Consider the following 16,140-nt stretch of genomic DNA (forward strand, 5'->3'; position numbering starts at 1 on the left):
ACGGCGGCGCGCCGCACCCCCTACGAAAGCGAGCAGACATGCGCGCCGTGGTCCTGACCACGTACGGCGGGCCAGAGGTCCTGACAGTCCGCGAGGTCCCGGAGCCCGACGGCCCGGGACCGGACGGCGTCCTCGTCCGCAGCGCCGCCGTCGCGGTCAACCCCGTCGACCTCCAGACCCGGGCCGGCCTCCACGCCGAGCGCACCCCGAGCGGCCCGCCCATGATCCTCGGCTGGGACCTGGCCGGCACGGTCACCGCCGTGGGCGAGGCGGTCACCGGTTTCGCCGTGGGCGACCACGTCGTGGCCATGTCCGCCCAGCTGGCCACGGGACGGGGGACCCACGCCGAGCGCGTGGCCCTGCCGGCGGACGCGATCGCCCACGCTCCCTCCTCGGTCCCGCTGTCCGACGCGGCCGGACTGCCCCTGGCAGGTCTGACCGCCTGGCAGGCCCTCGGCATCCTGGCCCTGCCCGAGAGGGCGTCGGTGCTGATCACCGGCGCTCTCGGGGCGGTCGGCGGTCTCGCCGTCCAGCTCGCCCGACGGCGTGGCCTGACGGTGGTGGCTCACATCCGGTCCGCCCGGGACGCGGAGCAGGCGCGCGCTCTGGGTGCCGATCGGGTGGTGGACGAGCGGTGCCTCCCCGACGCCGGAGTCGACGGCCTGCTGGAGACAGCCGGACTGCCCCGTGCGATCACCGCCGTGCGGGACGGCGGGCGCGCCGTCTCGATCGTCCCCACCCGGGTGCCCGCGCCGGAACGCGGTATCGAGGTGGTGGTCTCCTACGTCGAACAGAGCGGCGCCGACCTCGCCACGCTCTGCGCCCTCGTGGACGGCGGAGAGCTGCGGCTGCGCACGGCACGCCGGCTCGGCTTCGCGGACGCGGCCGAGGCCCACCGGCTGCTGGCGGCCGGGGGCGTGCGGGGCAAGCTCGTCCTGCTGCCCTGACGCCATGCCCGGTGCAGCAGAGCCCCACCGGGGCTCGGACCCGACGAACCGAGGACAGTCCACGTGACCGAGACGCACGACGAGGGCGCTCCCGACGCGGACGCCGATTTCACCTCGCGGTTGTGGGAGCGGATGGTGCCCATGTACTCCCTGCTGGAGGGAAGACTGGACCGGGTGCTGACACATCGTCACGACATAGGCCTGGGGGCGTTGATGGCGCTCGGACTGCTCGTGAAGAGCTCCCCCGCGCCGTTGTCGGTGAGCGGGATCGCCGGACGGCAGGGAGTGAGCGTCTCGTCCGCGAGCCGGGTGCTTGCCCGGCTGGAGGAGCAGGGTCGGGCGGTGCGGGTGGCCTGGCCCTGCGACCGCCGGGCCGGCCGGTTCACGGCCACCGCCGCCGGCGCCCGCCTCTGGACCCACGCACGTCGCACGCTCGACCGCGAGCTGTCGGCCGAGTTCCGGGCACTGCGCTTCGACGAGAGATACGCGCATGTGGCGGCGCGCCTGTGCCGGGCGGAGGACGAACCTCCGGCGCCCTGAGGCCGACCGCCCTCCCCCGCGCACTCCAACCACCGTGCGTGGAGGACGTCCCGCAGGCGGGTCCCCGCAGCCGGGGGCCCGCCTGCAGGGCGTCCCTCAGGCTTCCGGCTCGGGCCAGGCCGACATGGCGTACGCGGCCGTGCGCCGGAGCTCCTCCGTGGTCGCCCCGTCGCGGGCCTGCTGCGACATCCCCTGGATCACTGCCGCGAAGTAGACCGCCAGCGCGCGCACGTCGGCCTCCTCAGCGAGCGCCCCGCCCTCCCTCGCGCGTGCCAGCCGCTCCTCGAAGGAGCGGACGTTGGCCACTCTGCGGGCGCGCAGGTCCTGCTCGACGTCGGCCGTCTGGGGCGAGTAGTTGGCCGCCGCGGTGATGATCAGGCAGCCCGCGGGATGGTCCGGTGCGGTGTAGGACACGGCCGCTTCGTCCAGCATTCTGGCGAACCCGGTACGCGGGTCGCTCTCCTGGTCCAGCGCCTGGTCCATGAAGGCGCCGAAGCTGCCGCCGTAGCGCTCGACGACCTCGTTGAACAGGGTGCGCTTGTCACCGAAGGCCGCGTAGAGACTCGGCGGCGAGATGCCCATGGCGGCGGTCAGGTCCGCGACGGACGTGCCTTCGTAACCGTGCTGCCAGAACAGGAGCGTGGCCTGACGCAGGGCTGCCTCCCGGTCGAAACTCCGCGGTCTGCCGCGTTTGGTCGTGGTCATCCCTGAATTTTACAGCGATCGCTAGGAAATTGGTGTAACCTCATTGCGTAGCGATCGCTACACATTGATGACGTGACACGAAGAGGAGAGGTCATGGGTGCTCTGACGGGCCGGACGGCACTGGTCACGGGCGGCAGCCGGGGAATCGGGCGTGCGGTCGCCGAGCGCCTCGGTGCGGAGGGCGCGCTGGTGGCGGTGCACTACGGCCGCGACGCGGCAGCCGCCGACGAGGTCGTCGGCAGCGTCCGCGCCGGGGGCGGGAAGGCGTTCGCCGTGGGGGCCGACCTGAGCGGCCCCGAGGGCGTGGCGACCCTCTGGGAGGGCTACGACCGGCAGGTCCTGGAACACGCGGACGGCGCCGGCCTCGACATCCTGGTCAACAACGCCGGCATCACCCCGCGCGGGGAGATCGAGGAGACCACCGCCGAGGCGTTCGACGCGGCCGTCGCCGTCAACATGCGCGCGCCGTTCTTCCTCACCCAGCAAGGGCTCAAGCGCCTGCACGACGGCGGGCGGATCATCAACGTCTCCTCCGGGGCGACCCGGATCGCGCTCACCGACATCATCGCGTACGCCATGACGAAGGGCGCCGTGGACGCCTTCACCCTCACCCTGGCCAAGACGCTCGGCCCTCGGGGCATCACGGTCAACGCGGTCGCGCCCGGCATCATCGACACCGACATGAACGCCACCTGGCTGCGCGGCAACGAGGCGGCCCAGAGGTCCGCGGCGGACCTGTCGGCGCTCGGCAGGGTCGGGCGGCCCGAGGACGTGGCCGACGTGGTCACCTTCCTCGCCTCCGACGACGCCCGCTGGGTGACGGGACAGGTCATCGACGCCACCGGCGGATCGCAGCTCTGACCACGCCGGACCGCATGCACGCCACGGTGTCAACGGCGACACCCTGACCCCTTACACGCTGGTTGCACTGGAGGCCCCATGCACGTCGTCATCGCCTGGTGGGACAAGCGGCGCACTGCCCCGGCCGAAGCCGTACGACCGCACCGCACCCGGACCGCCCGAGACCGGTCGGCGGAGCAGGGTCCGTTCGACCCGGAGTTCCCCTTCCCCGGCCTGCGGGCCGGCCAGTGGATCACGGACCCCGCCGCCGACCTGTGCGGGCTCGCGCTGGTGTGGGATTCGGCGCACAGCGCCGAACTCTCCCTTCCGACGCTGTTCGACAGTGCGTTCGGCTGTGCTCCCGCCCATCGGTGGGCTTTCGAGCTGCCCGACGCGGCACCGCGGCACGAGGACGTGACGGACCTCCCGGCGGAGCTGGACCTGCTGCTCCACGCCTGACGGACCGGGGTTGCCCCACCGGCCCGCGGGCGCAACGGGGCCGGCGTCACGGCGACGCCGGCCCCCGGCGCGGTGAGGGTCACCGGGAACAGCGCGCCCGCATCCCGCGTTGACGTGGACGGCCGGGCCCGTCGGGCCGGCCGCGGTCGGAGTGGAAGGCGTCAGTCGTGCACGGTGAGTACAAGGTTCCCGGCGGCAAGCTGGTCGTGGTGGACGTCGAGGTGGAGGACGGGGTGCTGCGCCACGTGCGGGTGGCGGGCGACTTCTTCCTGGAGCCGGACGAGGCCCTCGACGCCGTGAACGGTGCCCTGGAGGGCGCTCCCGCCGGGACGGACGCGGCCGGGCTGGCGGCGCGGATCGAGGCGGCCCTGCCCTCGGGGACCGTGATGTACGGGCTGACCTCGGAGGGCATCGCCATCGCCGTGCGCCGGGCGCTCGCGCACGCCACCGACTGGACGGACTACGACTGGCAGCTGATCCACGAGGGCCCGCAGAATCCGGCGCTGCACATGGCGCTGGACGAGGTGCTGACCGCGGAGGTCGCCGCGGGGCGCCGTCCGCCGACGCTGCGGGTGTGGGAGTGGGCCGCGCCCGCGGTGATCATCGGCAGCTTCCAGTCGCTGCGCAACGAGGTGGACGCCGAGGGGGCGCGGCGGCACGGCATCGAGGTGGTGCGCCGGATCTCCGGCGGCGGGGCGATGTTCGTGGAGCCCGGCAACACGATCACCTACTCGCTGTCGGTGCCGGAGGCACTGGTGCAGGGGCTGTCGTTCCAGGACAGCTACGCCTACCTCGACGACTGGGTGCTGGGCGCTCTCGGCGACATGGGGATCCGGGCGTGGTACCAGCCGCTGAACGACATCGCCACCGACCAGGGCAAGATCGCCGGTGCGGCGCAGAAGCGGCTGGTGGGGCCCGGTGGCGGTCCGGGCGCGGTGCTGCACCACGTGACGATGGCCTACGACATCGACGCGGACAAGATGCTCGACGTGCTGCGCATCGGGCGGGAGAAGCTGTCCGACAAGGGCACCGGCAGCGCGAAGAAGCGGGTGGATCCGCTGCGCCGGCAGACCGGGCTGGCCCGCGAGGCCGTCATCGACCGGATGATCGACTCCTTCGGGGACCGCTACGGCCTCACCGCCGGCAAGGTGACCGACGAGGAGCTGACCCGGGCCGCGGAACTGGCGCGGGAGAAGTTCGCCTCCGACGCGTGGACGGCGCGGGTGCCCTGACCGCAGGGCGGCCCGGCTCTGCGGCTCGACGACCGCGCGGACATAATCGCTGTTCACGGGGTTAAGCAGGACAAATGCGGGCGCTGTTCGGTGCGTTGCTGTCACCGTGTCCCTACGGAGCGAGTTCGCCCTTCCGCCCCACCGGGACTCGTGTGAGACTGGCCGTCCCGTCCGCAGTGCGGACCTGCTCCGCACCGTCCCCCACGAGAAGTGCGCCGTGCGTTCCTTGCCTCTGCCGCTCGCCCTCACCGCACGTCTGTCGCCGGTGGTCGTCCTCGCCGCGGCCGGCTGGGCGCTGTCGTCCGGTCCCCTGGCGGCGCCGCAGGCTGCCGAGAACAAGCCGGTCGAGAAGACGGAGACCCAGTCCGCTCCCGGCCCGTCGACGACGCAGGAGTCGAAGACGTACACCGCCGCGCCCGCGCCCTGCGGGGCGCTGGCCGCCAAGAGCGTCAAGTCCCTCGTGCCGGGGGCGAAGACGGCCGGCAAGGAGATCGCGTCGACCGACTCCAAGCTGCGCCGCACCTGTTCCTGGAACGCGCTCAAGGGCTACGAGTACAGGTGGCTCGACGTGTCGTTCGAGGTGCTGGCCTCCGACGAGGCGGCGGAGCGCAGTTACGGGTCGCGGGTGGAGGAGAAGAGCGGCGGCGGCGAGGTTCCCGGGCTCGGTGACGAGGCGTACTCCGTGGTGAACCTGACCACCGAGGACAAGCAGCAGACCCGGGAGGGCGTGGTGCTGGCCCGCACCTCCAACGCACTGGTCGTCGTCACGTACAACGGCAGTGACTTCGAGTCGAAGAAGGCCCCGTCCACCGACGAGATCAACAAGGGTGCCATCAAGGCCGCCAAGGAAGCGGTGGCCGCGCTGCAGAACGGCGCCAAGGGCTGACCCCGGGCGCCGTCCCGGCCGTTCACCCCTCGCGCCGCACGCCCTCCCGGCCGCGGCCGGTGGCCGTCATCAGCACCAGGTACAGCACCATCGACGTGCCCAGGCCGACCGCCCAGCCGTAGTCGGCCAGGGGTGCGAGCGCCGGCAGGGGGCGCCCGTCGATGAGGGGGTCGAAGTCGGCGCCGCCGACGGCGAGGACCCCGCCCACCGCGAAGGCGGCCACCGCCCGCCAGTTCCAGCCGCCCTCGTACCAGTAGCGGCCGCCCGTGCGGTACAGGTCGACGAGGTCGAGCCGGGCGCGGCGCAGCAGCCAGTAGTCGGCGATGAGGATGCCCGCGACGGTGCCGAGCAGGCCGCCGACCAGGCCGAGCCAGGTGAAGATGTAGCCCTGCGGGTCGGAGTACAGCTTCCACGGGAAGATCAGCACCGCCAGCACGCAGGTGATCAGCGCGCCCGCGCGGAAACTGACCTTACGCGGGGCGACGTTGGAGAAGTCGAAGGCGGGTGAGACCAGGTTCGCCGCGATGTTCACGGACAGGGTCGCCACCAGCACGGTGACCAGCGCGAAGAGCAGGCCGACGGTGCTGTCGGTCTTGGCGGCGAGCTGCACCGGGTCCCAGATGGCCTCGCCGTAGACGGCCTGGCTGCCGGAGGTGACCATGACGGACAGGAACGCGAACAGCGTCATGGTGGTGGGCAGTCCCAGGGCCTGGCCCCAGGTCTGCGCCTTCTGGCTCTTGCCGTAGCGGGTGAAGTCGGGGATGTTCAGGGACAGGGTGGACCAGAAGCCGATCATGCCCATGAGGGCCGGGGCGAACAGGGTCCAGAAGTCCGCGCCCCAGCCGAGCCGGGAGGGCTGGTCGAGCAGCGGGCCGAAGCCGCCCGCCTTGTCGCTCATCCACCACAGCATCACGAAGGCGCCGACGAGCACGAAGGGCGCCGCCCAGTTCTCGAAGCGGCGGATGGTCTCCATGCCCCGGTAGATGATGGCGACCTGGATCGCCCAGAAGATCGCGAAGGACAGCCACATGGTCCAGGCGTAGCCGCCGAGCGTCGCCGCGTTCGTCCAGCCGTCGCCGATCAGTTTGCCGGCGAGGAAGTAGATGGCCTCGCCGCCGATCCAGGTCTGGATGCCGAACCAGCCGCACGCCACCAACGCCCGTACGACGGCGGGGAGGTTGGCGCCGCGGATGCCGAAGGAGGCGCGCGCGAACACCGGGAAGGGGATGCCGTACTTGGGGCCGGCGTGCCCGGTGAGCAGCATCGGGACCAGCACGATGACGTTGGCCAGGGCGATGGTGAACACCGCCTGCTTCCAGTCCATGCCCACCGCGATGAGCCCGGAGGCCAGCGTCCAGGAGGCGGTGTTGTGGGCCATGCCGACCCACAGCGCGGAGAAGTTGTACGTGGTCCAGGTGCGGCGCCGGACCGGTACCGGCAGCAGGTCGGCGTTGGCGTAGCGGCCGCTCGGGGCGGTGGCGTCCGGGGCGAGCTCCACCCGCCCGTCGGCGAGGGTGACCTGGGACGGGGCGGGTATGGCGATGGGAGCGGTGTCGGTCATGGGCGGGCCCCTCGGATGAGGCGGGACGGGACAGGGCCGTGCGGGTGCGCGCCGATGGGGGGTGGGGCCGGGAGCGTCCCGGCGGCCCCCTTCCCCGGGCTGCGGGAAGGGGGAGACGCGTGGGGTGGCCGGAGGCCGGCGGTGCCGGTCAGCCGGCGAGGGCCGGGATGATCCGCTTGCCGTAGGCGTCGATCACGGCCTCCTGCGCGTCGTGCATGTCGTAGACGGCGAAGTGGTCGACGCCGAGCGCGCGCAGGGCCTTCAGCTTCTCGATGTGCTTCTCGACCGGGCCGATCAGGCAGAACCGGTCGACGATCTCGTCGGGCACGAACCGCGTGTCCGGGTTGTCGCTGCGTCCGTGGTGAGAGTAGTCGTAGCCCTGGCGGGACTTGATGTAGTCGGTGAGTTCGTGCGGGACGACGCTGCCGTCGGCGCCGTACTTCGAGACCAGGTCGGCGACGTGGTTGCCGACCATGCCGCCGAACCAGCGGCACTGCTCGCGGGCGTGGGCGAGCGCCTCCGGCGAGTCGTCGGCGGTGACGTAGGCCGGGGCGGCAACGCAGACGGTGACCTCGGCGGGGTCCCGGCCGGCGGCGACGGCCGCGTCCTTGACCGCCTTGACCATGTACTCGGTGAGGTACAGGTCGGCGAGCTGCAGGATGAACCCGTCGGCCTCCTCGCCGGCCATGCGCAGCGCCTTGGGTCCGTAGGCGGCCATCCACACCGGCAGGCGGGCGTCCGGGCCGATCCAGGGGAAGCGGACGACGGTGCCGCCGCCGAGGTCGGCCTCGCCGCCGCTCGCGAGGGTGCGGATCACCTTCATGGCGTCGCTGATCCGGGCCAGCGTGTTGGGGGTGCGTCCGGCGACGCGCATCGCGGAGTCGCCGCGGCCGATGCCGCAGACGGTGCGGTTGCCGTACATGTCGTTGAGGGTGGCGAACGTGGAGGCGGTCACCTCCCAGGTGCGGGTGCCGGGGTTGGTGACCATGGGGCCGACCGTCAGGGTCGTGGTGTTCGCGAGGATCCGGCTGTAGATGACGAAGGGTTCCTGCCACAGCACGGCCGAGTCGAAGGTCCAGCCGTGGGTGAAGCCGTTGCGCTCGGCGCGCTGCATCAGGTCGACGACCCGCGAGGCCGGCGGGTCGGTCTGCAGGACGAGTCCGAAGTCCATGCGCACCACTCCTAGGTGAGGTACTGACAGGTGGAACGCGGGGTGTAGGCGCCGTGCCCGGCGCGCCCGGTGTACTCCCGCTCGGTGATGACGGGCACCCCGCGCGAGAGGACCGTCTCGACGCGGCCGGTGACGCGTTTGCCTTCGTACGCCGAGTAGTCGACGTTCATGTGGTGCGTCTCGGCGGACAGCACCTGCTCGGCGTGCGGGTCGTAGATGACGACGTCGGCGTCGGCGCCCGGGGCGAGGGTGCCCTTCTTCGGGTACAGGCCGAACATCCGGGCCGGGGCGGCGCAGGCGATCTCGATCCAGCGGCGGCGGGAGATGTGCCCGTCGACCACGGCCTGGTGCAGCAGGTCCATGCGGTGTTCCACGCCCGGCAGCCCGTTGGGGATCTTGGAGAAGTCGCCGCGGCCGAGTTCCTTCTGGCCCACGAAGCAGAAGGGGCAGTGGTCGGTGGAGACCACCTGGAGGTCGTTGCCGCGCAGGCCCCGCCACAGGGACGCCTGGTGCTCCCTGGGCCGCAGCGGGGTGCTGCACACGTACTTGGCGCCCTCGAAGTCCGGTTCGGCGAGGTTGTCGGTGGACAGGAACAGGTACTGCGGGCAGGTCTCGCCGAAGACGTTCAGTCCGTCGTCGCGGGCCCGGGTCAGTTCGGCGACCGCCTCGGCCGCCGAGACGTGCACCACGTACAGCGGGGCGCCGGCGACCTGGGCGAGCCGGATGGCGCGGTGGGTGGCCTCGGCCTCCAGCAGCGCCTTGCGGACCTCGCCGTGGTGGCGGGGGTCTGTCTCGCCGCGGGCCAGGGCCTGCTGCACCAGGACGTCGATGGCGATGCCGTTCTCGGCGTGCATCATGATCAGGCCGCCGTTGTCGGCGGAGCGCTGCATGGCGCGCAGGATCTGCCCGTCGTCGCTGTAGAAGACGCCCGGGTAGGCCATGAACTGCTTGAAGCTGGTGACCCCTTCGTCCACCAGGAGATCCATCTCCTTGAGCGTGTCGTCGTTCACGTCGGAGACGATCATGTGGAAGCCGTAGTCGACGGCGCAGTTGCCCTCGGCCTTGGCGTGCCAGGCGTCGAGGCCCTCGCGCAGGGAGCGGCCGACGCTCTGCACCGCGAAGTCGACGATCGTGGTGGTGCCGCCCCAGGCAGCGGCCCGGGTGCCGGTCTCGAAGGTGTCGGAGGCGAAGGTGCCGCCGAACGGCAGCTCCATGTGGGTGTGGGCGTCCACCCCGCCCGGGAGCACGTACTTCCCGGTGGCGTCGAGGGCGTGGTCGGCGGTGAACGCCTCGGCGGCCGGGGTGCCGGTGGCGGCGAGGGCGGCGATGCGGCCGTCCTCGATCAGGACGTCGGCGTGGATCTCGTCCGAGGCGGTGATGACGAGTCCACCCCGGATGACGGTACGGCTCATGCGTGCACGCTCCGCTGGGTCGTGGTCGGACGGTGCGGGCCGCCGGGGGCCGGCGGCGCGGTCCCCGGCGCCCGCGCACGGGTGGCGTCGCGTGCGCGGGCGCCGGGTACCGGGACGGTCAGGGCGCGGTGAGCGGGGGGTAGGCGTCCGGGCGGCGGTCGCGGTAGAACTGCCAGCGGTCGCGGACCTCGCGCAGCTTGGCCATGTCCAGGTCGCGGACGACGAGTTCGGTCTCCTTGTCGCTCGCCACCTCCCCCACGAACTGCCCCTCGGGGTCGGCGAAGTACGACGTCCCGTAGAAGTCGTTGTCGCCGAGTTCCTCCACCCCGACCCGGTTGATCGCGCCCACGAAGTACTCGTTGGCGACGGCCGAGGCCGGCTGCTCCAGCTGCCACAGATAGGCGGACAGGCCGCGGGAGGTGGCGGAGGGGTTGAACACGATCTCCGCGCCGGCGAGTCCGAGCGCCCGCCAGCCCTCGGGGAAGTGGCGGTCGTAGCAGATGTAGACGGCGATGCGGCCCGCCTTGGTGTCGAACACGGGCCAGCCGCCGTTGCCCGGGCGGAAGTAGAACTTCTCCCAGAAGCCCTTGACCTGCGGGATGTGGTGCTTGCGGTACTTGCCGAGGTAGGAGCCGTCGGCGTCGATGACCGCCGCGGTATTGTACAGCACGCCCGGCTGTTCCTCCTCGTACATGGGCAGGACGAGGACGAGGCCGAGTTCCCTGGCGAGGGCCTGGAAGCGCTTGACGATCGGGCCGTCGGGGATGCGCTCGGCGTACTCGTAGAACGCGGGGTCCTGGACCTGGCAGAAGTAGGGCCCGTAGAACAGCTCCTGGAAGCACAGCACGGACGCGCCCTGGGCGGCGGCGTCGCGGGCGGCCTGCTCGTGGACCTGGATCATCGACTCCTTGTCGCCGGTCCAGGCGGTCTGGAAGACGGCGGCACGGATCACTGGGCTCATCGGGACCTCCGGTCGCTCGGTGTCCGGTGAGCCTAGGAACGCGGGCGGTGCGCGGTGAGTTGCACCGTGTCACGTCTGCGGGGGCGCGGCGTGTCACCGTGTCATCTTCCCGAATGCCCATGGTTCCACCGCCGTTGCCGCCGTAATTGCCGTTGCCGCCGTCGTCGCCGTGTCTCCGTCGACCGGGCCGGTCACTGCTGTTGCGCGTCGTGCGCGAGGAGCGCGATGTGCACCGAGGCGGCCTGCTCGAAGTCGTCGAGGTCCACCCCGAGGCGGGCCTGTATCGCCTCCAGGCGCCGGTAGAGCGCGGGCCGGGACACGTGGTGCAGCTGGGCGGTGCGGGACTTGTTGCGGCCGGTGGCGAGGTAGGTCCGCAGCACCGACAGCAGGTCCTCGTCCGGTTCCGCCAGCAGGCCGTCCAGCTCCCGCTCCGCGAACGACTGCACCTCCGGGTCGTCGCGCAGCAGCCGGACGAGGCCGCGCAGGTGCACGTCCCGGAGCCGGACCACGGCGGGCAGGTCCAGCGCCGCGGTGGACCCGGCGACGGCGTCCGCGACGTGCCGGGCCTCGCGCAGCCCGGCGGGGACGTCGTCGAAGGCGGTGCGCGCCCCGGCCGCCGCCACCACGGCCGGGGCCGGGCCCTCGGTGCGCAGCCGGGCCGCGAAGTGGGCGGTGAGCGCGTCGGCGTCCTGGTCGCGGGCGAGACTGAGCAGCACCGCGCTGGTGCCGTCGGTCAGTTCGGCGACGATCCCGGACAGCCCCAGCAGGCGCAGCACCCGGTCGAGCCCGGAGGGGGTGAGGCCGCGCACGACGAGCGGCACGAAGGTGCGCCGGTTGACCGGCAGCCCGGCCGCGCGGGCCCGGGGCAGCAGCTGCCGGGCCGGTACGACGCCGCTGACCAGGTCGGTGAGCAGGCTCTGCGCGGACTGTTCCTCCCAGGAGCAGTCGGTGGTGCCGCCGAGCATGCGGTGCAGGACGAGTGCCTCGGCGGCCCGGTCGGCGAGCAGGCGCCCGGTGGCGGTGTCGCCGCGGTAGCCGCACAGCACGATCCGGCCCCACCGCTCCCCGCGCCCGCCGAGTTCGGCGCGGATCCAGCCGTCGCCCTCGCCGCCGCCGGCCTGGCGGGCGACGCGTTCCCAGTCGCGCAGCACGTCGTCGACGGCCGGGCGTTCGCCCGCGGTGCCCAGGACGCGGTGGGCGAGGTTGGCGACGACGACGGGGCAGCCGCTGTGCCGGGCGACCTCGTCGAGCAGGCGTTGCAGGGGCGCGCCGGCGGTGATCAGCGCGGTGAGTTCGGTGCGGACGGCCTCGGAGAGGCTGACGGCGGCGAACTTGCGCCGCACCAGCCGGGACTGCACCTCCTCGGTCAGCTGGGCGAACGGGGAGGGCCGGTGGAGCACCACGAGCGGCAGGCCGCAGCGTTCGGCGACTCGGCGCATCACGTCCGGCGGGGAGGGGAAGGCCCGGCCGAGTCCCAGGACCACGGCGGACGCCTCGGCGCGGTGCATGGAGCGCACGTACTCGGCCTGCTTGTCCTCGTCGCCGGCGAGCAGCACGCCGGTGGTGAGCACCATCTCGCCGCCGCTGAGCATCACCCCCACGTCGGCCGCCTCGGCGACGTGCACCCAGCGCACCGGCCGGTCCAGCAGGCCCGCCCCGGCCACCACCTCGGGTTCCCCGGCGAGCACCCGTTCCAGCGCGAGGACCTGCCGGACCGACAGGGCCGGGGCCGGTGCTTCCCAGGACTGCGAGGCGGTGGTCATGGCGGGTGTCCCCTCGGTCGGTGGCCGCGTGACGGGTGTGCCGGCTACAGGAGGCTGCGCAGGGCCTCCTCCAGGATCGCGGCGCCCTCCTCGGCCTCGGCGACGTTGAGGGACAGCGGCGGGGCGACGCGCAGGCAGCTCGTGTCGTGGCCGCCGCCCTTGCCGATGAGCAGTCCCCCGGCGCGGGCCGCCTCCAGCACGGCGGACGCGGCCTGCGGGTCGGCCTCGTCGGTGCCGGGCCGGGTCAGCTCGATGCCGATCATCAGTCCGCGTCCGCGCACCTCCCGTACGGCCGGCACGTGGGCGGCGGCGGCCCGCAGCCGTTCGATGAGCATTCCGCCGACCCGCCGGGCGTTGCCCTGGAGGTCGTGTTCGAGGTGGTAGGTGAGGTTGGCGAGGCCGGCGGCCATGGTGATCTGGGTGCCGCCGAACGTGGAGATGCTGTTGGCGTCCAGGCAGTTCATGATCTCGGCGCGGGCGACGACGCCGCCGATGGACATGCCGTTGCCGATGCCCTTGGCGAAGGTCAGCATGTCGGGCGGGCCGCTGCGGCCGTGGGCCTGCCAGCCCCAGAAGTGCTCCCCGGTACGGCCCCAGCCGGTCTGCACCTCGTCGGAGATCCACAGGATGCCGTGCCGGTCCAGCACCTCGCGGAAGGCGGCGTACAGGCCGTCGGGCGGGGAGGTGAAGCCGCCGACGCCCTGGATCGGTTCGGCGATCAGGGCGGCGGGCGGGCGGGTGTGGCCGAGGAGGTCCTTGAGGTCGTCGACGCAGGCGGCGACGAAGTCGTAGTCGTCCAGCGCCGCGAACGGCCCCCGGCCGCGGACGCCGCCGTGCACGTACAGCGTCTGCAGCGGGGACATCGACGTCGGCGACCAGCCGCGGTTGCCGGTGATACCGACGGCGCTGAAGGAGCGGCCGTGGTAGCTGTTGCGCATGGCGAGGACGGTGTTGCTGCGCCGGTAGGTGGTGGCGAGCAGCAGGGCCGCGTCGTTGGCCTCGGTGCCGGAGGTCGTGAAGAACACCCGAGCGTCCGGGATGCCGCTCAACTGGGCGATGCGTTCGGCGAGTTCGACCATCGGCCGGTTGAGGTAGAGGGTGGAGGAGTGCACGATCCGCCCGGCCTGGTCGGCGACCGCCTTGGTCACCTCGGGCAGGGCGTGCGCGGTCATGGTGGTGAGGATGCCGCCGAAGAAGTCGAGGTAGCGGTTGCCGTCGGAGTCCCAGACGTGGCGTCCCTCGCCGTGGGTGATCTCGATGGGCTCCTCGTAGTACAGGGCGAGCCAGTCGGGGAGCACCGAGCGGTGGCGTCCCAGCAGGTCGTCGGTCACGGCCGCACCAGCCCTTGGTAGGCGTCGGGGCGGCGGTCGCGGTAGAAGGCCCACTGCTGCCGCACCTCCTCGATGAGGCCGAAGTCCAGGTCGCGGACCACGAGTTCCTCCTTGCTGTCGCTGGCGACGCCGCCGACGAACCGGCCGCGCGGGTCGACGAAGTACGAGGTGCCGTAGAAGTCGTTGTCCCCGTACTCCTCCTGGCCGACGCGGTTGATGGCGGCGACGAAGTACTCGTTGGCGACGGCGGCGGCCGGCTGTTCCAGCTGCCACAGGTAGGACGACAGGCCGCGGTGGGTGGCCGAGGGGTTGTAGACCAGCTGCGCGCCGTTCAGGCCGAGCTGGCGCCAGCCCTCGGGGAAGTGCCGGTCGTAGCAGATGTAGACGCCGACCTTGCCGACGGCGGTGTCGAAGACGGGCCAGCCGAGGTTGCCGGGCTTGAAGTAGAACTTCTCCCAGAAGCCCTTGACCTGCGGGATGTGGTGCTTGCGGTACTTGCCGAGGACGGTGCCGTCGGCGTCGATCACGGCGGCGGTGTTGTAGTAGAAGCCCGTCTGCTCCACCTCGAACACCGGCACGACGATCACCATGCCGGTCTCCCGGGCCAGCTCGCGCATGCGGCGGGTGGTCGGCCCGTCGGGCACCGGCTCCGCCCAGCGGTAGTGCTCCGGGTCCTGGACCTGACAGAAGTAGGGGGCGTTGAAGACTTCCTGGAACCCGATGATCCGCGCGCCCCGCCGGGCCGCCTCCCGGGCGTGCTCCTCGTGTTTCGCCAGCATGGACTCGGTGTCGCCGGTCCAGGTCGCCTGGACCAGAGCGGCACGTACGACGTTGGCCATGAGCTGCTCCTTCGACGCGGCGTCAGCGCCTCTACGCCCGTAGAAACGGTCGTAGAGGGACGAACGTAAGCCTCTCGGGCGCCCTTGCCAAGACCATCGTCCTGCGGGCCGGGGAGTCCCCGCGGTTTCGCACTCCGGTGGGTGAGTCGCCGGGCCCGCGGGCGGGAGCGCGCGGCCGGTCCCGGCGCCGGTCAGGCGGCCGCGGCGAGGCACAGGACCTCCCGGGCGACGGCCTCGGCGGGCCGGACGACGACACCCCTCGGCTCCGTGAGGTCCGTCAGGTCCGTCAGGTCCGTCAGGCGACACCAGACGTCTCACGTCCACGCCATGGGACGTCATCCGGCGGTCACCGGACGTGCCGGACCGCCGGACGGTCAGGCGGCGAGCGGCAGCTCCGGCGGGCACTGCCGGAGCAGGTCGTCCAGCGACAGTCCGAGCTCCCCGGCCAGCGCGGCCACGGTGAAGAACGCGGGGGTCGGGGCCCGGCCGGTCTCGATCTTGCGGAGGGTCTCCGGCGAGAGGCCGGCACCCGTCGCCACCTCGGTCATGCTGCGGTCGCCGCGCGCCTCGCGCAGCAGCCGGCCGAGCCGCTCGCCGCGTCGGCGTTCTTCCGGGGTCAAGGGAGTGCGCACCATGCCACCCATTCTAATACCGGTATAGTAATTGGCATGGTGGAGTTGAAGACCCCGGCATCGATCGATGCCATGTACGAGACGGGCCAGGTCGTGGCGGGCGCGCTGACGGCCGTGCGGAAGGCGGCAGGCGTCGGCGTGTCGCTGCTGGAGCTGGACGAGGTCGCACGGGACGCGCTGCGGGCGGCGGGGGCGGACTCCCCGTTCCTGGGCTACCGGCCGTCCTTCGCCCCGACCCCGTTCCCGGCGGTCCTGTGCACGTCGGTCAACGACGCGATCGTGCACGGGATCCCGACCGCATACCGGCTGCGCGACGGCGACCTGGTGTCCGTCGACTTCGGCGCCCATCTGGGCGGCTGGGCCGGCGACTCGGCGCTCAGCTTCGTCGTGGGCACCCCGCGCCCGGCGGACCTGCGGCTGATCGGGACCGCGGAGCGGGCCCTCGCGGCCGGTGTCGCGGCGGCCGTCGTCGGCAACCGCATCGGCGACATCGCGCACGCCATCGGCACGGTGTGCCGGGGCGCGGGCTACGGCATCCCGCAGGACTTCGGCGGGCACGGCATCGGCCGCCGCATGCACGAGGACCCGTCGGTGCCGAACGAGGGGCGGCCCGGCCGGGGCATGCGCCTGCGCGCCGGGCTGGTCCTCGCGATCGAGCCGATGGTGATCGCCGGCGGCACCGACACGTACCGCGCCGACGCCGACGGCTGGACGCTGCGCACCGACGACGGCTCACGCGCCGCCCACGCGGAACACACCGTGGCGGTCACCGAGGACGGCCCCCGGATCCTGACGGCGCGCTGACGAACCGCCGCGCCCGGCCGGGCCTCCCGGCACGCTGACGAACCGCCGGATCTCCCC

16 protein-coding genes are annotated in these 16,140 nt (G+C 72.4%); 7 read left to right on the plus strand and 9 right to left on the minus strand.

Annotation, left to right across the window (positions count from 1 at the left end; translation table 11 throughout):
* Nucleotides 1-38 precede the first annotated feature (38 nt).
* Both G3I53_RS05990 and G3I53_RS05995 read left to right on the plus strand, forming a co-directional pair.
* A complete protein-coding gene (locus G3I53_RS05990; protein WP_164335955.1) occupies nucleotides 39-947 on the plus strand; it encodes an NADP-dependent oxidoreductase in 909 nt (302 codons plus the stop codon).
* 63 nt (nucleotides 948-1,010) lie between these two features.
* Complete coding sequence (locus G3I53_RS05995; protein ID WP_164335957.1) at nucleotides 1,011-1,487, plus strand: MarR family transcriptional regulator; 477 nt, start codon at nucleotides 1,011-1,013, stop codon at nucleotides 1,485-1,487.
* A gap of 96 nt (nucleotides 1,488-1,583) precedes the next feature.
* Here G3I53_RS05995 and G3I53_RS06000 read toward each other — a convergent pair whose 3' ends face one another.
* A complete protein-coding gene (locus G3I53_RS06000; RefSeq protein WP_164335959.1) occupies nucleotides 1,584-2,192 on the minus strand; it encodes a TetR/AcrR family transcriptional regulator in 609 nt (202 codons plus the stop codon).
* A gap of 93 nt (nucleotides 2,193-2,285) precedes the next feature.
* Between G3I53_RS06000 and G3I53_RS06005 the strand changes: the two genes are divergently transcribed.
* From G3I53_RS06005 to G3I53_RS06020, 4 genes are all read left to right on the plus strand, one after another.
* The gene (locus G3I53_RS06005) at nucleotides 2,286-3,053 is read left to right on the plus strand and encodes an SDR family oxidoreductase (RefSeq protein ID WP_164335961.1); all 768 of its coding nucleotides are present in this window, start codon (nucleotides 2,286-2,288) and stop codon (nucleotides 3,051-3,053) included.
* 78 nt (nucleotides 3,054-3,131) lie between these two features.
* Nucleotides 3,132-3,491 carry a hypothetical protein gene (locus G3I53_RS06010; RefSeq protein ID WP_164335963.1) on the plus strand — a complete coding sequence of 120 codons (360 nt, stop codon included), beginning with the start codon at nucleotides 3,132-3,134 and terminating at the stop codon, nucleotides 3,489-3,491.
* Nucleotides 3,492-3,658: 167 nt separating this feature from the next.
* Nucleotides 3,659-4,723, plus strand: a complete 1,065-nt coding sequence (locus tag G3I53_RS06015; protein ID WP_164335965.1) for a biotin/lipoate A/B protein ligase family protein — start codon at nucleotides 3,659-3,661, stop codon at nucleotides 4,721-4,723.
* 217 nt (nucleotides 4,724-4,940) lie between these two features.
* Nucleotides 4,941-5,609 (plus strand): hypothetical protein, encoded by a 669-nt coding sequence (locus G3I53_RS06020; protein WP_164335966.1) that lies wholly within the window; start codon nucleotides 4,941-4,943, stop codon nucleotides 5,607-5,609.
* A gap of 22 nt (nucleotides 5,610-5,631) precedes the next feature.
* Here G3I53_RS06020 and G3I53_RS06025 read toward each other — a convergent pair whose 3' ends face one another.
* The 8 genes from G3I53_RS06025 to G3I53_RS06060 all read right to left on the minus strand — a co-directional run bounded on the left by G3I53_RS06025 (nucleotide 5,632) and on the right by G3I53_RS06060 (nucleotide 15,282).
* Nucleotides 5,632-7,170 (minus strand): NCS1 family nucleobase:cation symporter-1, encoded by a 1,539-nt coding sequence (locus tag G3I53_RS06025; RefSeq protein WP_164335968.1) that lies wholly within the window; start codon nucleotides 7,168-7,170, stop codon nucleotides 5,632-5,634.
* Between the two features lie 148 nt (nucleotides 7,171-7,318).
* A complete protein-coding gene (locus G3I53_RS06030) occupies nucleotides 7,319-8,341 on the minus strand; it encodes a TIGR03842 family LLM class F420-dependent oxidoreductase (protein WP_164335970.1) in 1,023 nt (340 codons plus the stop codon).
* A gap of 11 nt (nucleotides 8,342-8,352) precedes the next feature.
* Nucleotides 8,353-9,753, minus strand: coding sequence for a dihydropyrimidinase (gene hydA, locus G3I53_RS06035; protein WP_164335972.1), 1,401 nt, complete (start codon nucleotides 9,751-9,753; stop codon nucleotides 8,353-8,355).
* Between the two features lie 118 nt (nucleotides 9,754-9,871).
* Entirely contained in the window at nucleotides 9,872-10,714 is an 843-nt protein-coding gene (locus tag G3I53_RS06040; protein WP_164335974.1) for a nitrilase-related carbon-nitrogen hydrolase, read from the minus strand.
* Nucleotides 10,715-10,905: 191 nt separating this feature from the next.
* Nucleotides 10,906-12,477, minus strand: coding sequence for a PucR family transcriptional regulator (locus tag G3I53_RS06045; RefSeq protein ID WP_164438092.1), 1,572 nt, complete (start codon nucleotides 12,475-12,477; stop codon nucleotides 10,906-10,908).
* 44 nt (nucleotides 12,478-12,521) lie between these two features.
* Complete coding sequence (locus G3I53_RS06050; protein WP_164335523.1) at nucleotides 12,522-13,808, minus strand: aspartate aminotransferase family protein; 1,287 nt, start codon at nucleotides 13,806-13,808, stop codon at nucleotides 12,522-12,524.
* On the minus strand, nucleotides 13,805-14,647 hold the full coding sequence (locus G3I53_RS06055) for a nitrilase-related carbon-nitrogen hydrolase (RefSeq protein WP_164335521.1): 843 nt from the start codon (nucleotides 14,645-14,647) through the stop codon (nucleotides 13,805-13,807). The genes G3I53_RS06050 and G3I53_RS06055 overlap by 4 nt, the downstream gene beginning before the upstream one ends.
* Before the next feature lie 374 nt (nucleotides 14,648-15,021).
* On the minus strand, nucleotides 15,022-15,282 hold the full coding sequence (locus G3I53_RS06060; RefSeq protein ID WP_192232260.1) for a helix-turn-helix transcriptional regulator: 261 nt from the start codon (nucleotides 15,280-15,282) through the stop codon (nucleotides 15,022-15,024).
* 33 nt (nucleotides 15,283-15,315) lie between these two features.
* Between G3I53_RS06060 and map the strand changes: the two genes are divergently transcribed.
* Nucleotides 15,316-16,083 (plus strand): type I methionyl aminopeptidase, encoded by a 768-nt coding sequence (gene map / locus G3I53_RS06065; RefSeq protein WP_164438093.1) that lies wholly within the window; start codon nucleotides 15,316-15,318, stop codon nucleotides 16,081-16,083.
* Nucleotides 16,084-16,140: the final 57 nt, after the last annotated feature.

This window comes from Streptomyces sp. SID14436, assembly GCF_010548465.1.
Taxonomy (GTDB): Bacteria; Actinomycetota; Actinomycetes; order Streptomycetales; family Streptomycetaceae; genus Streptomyces.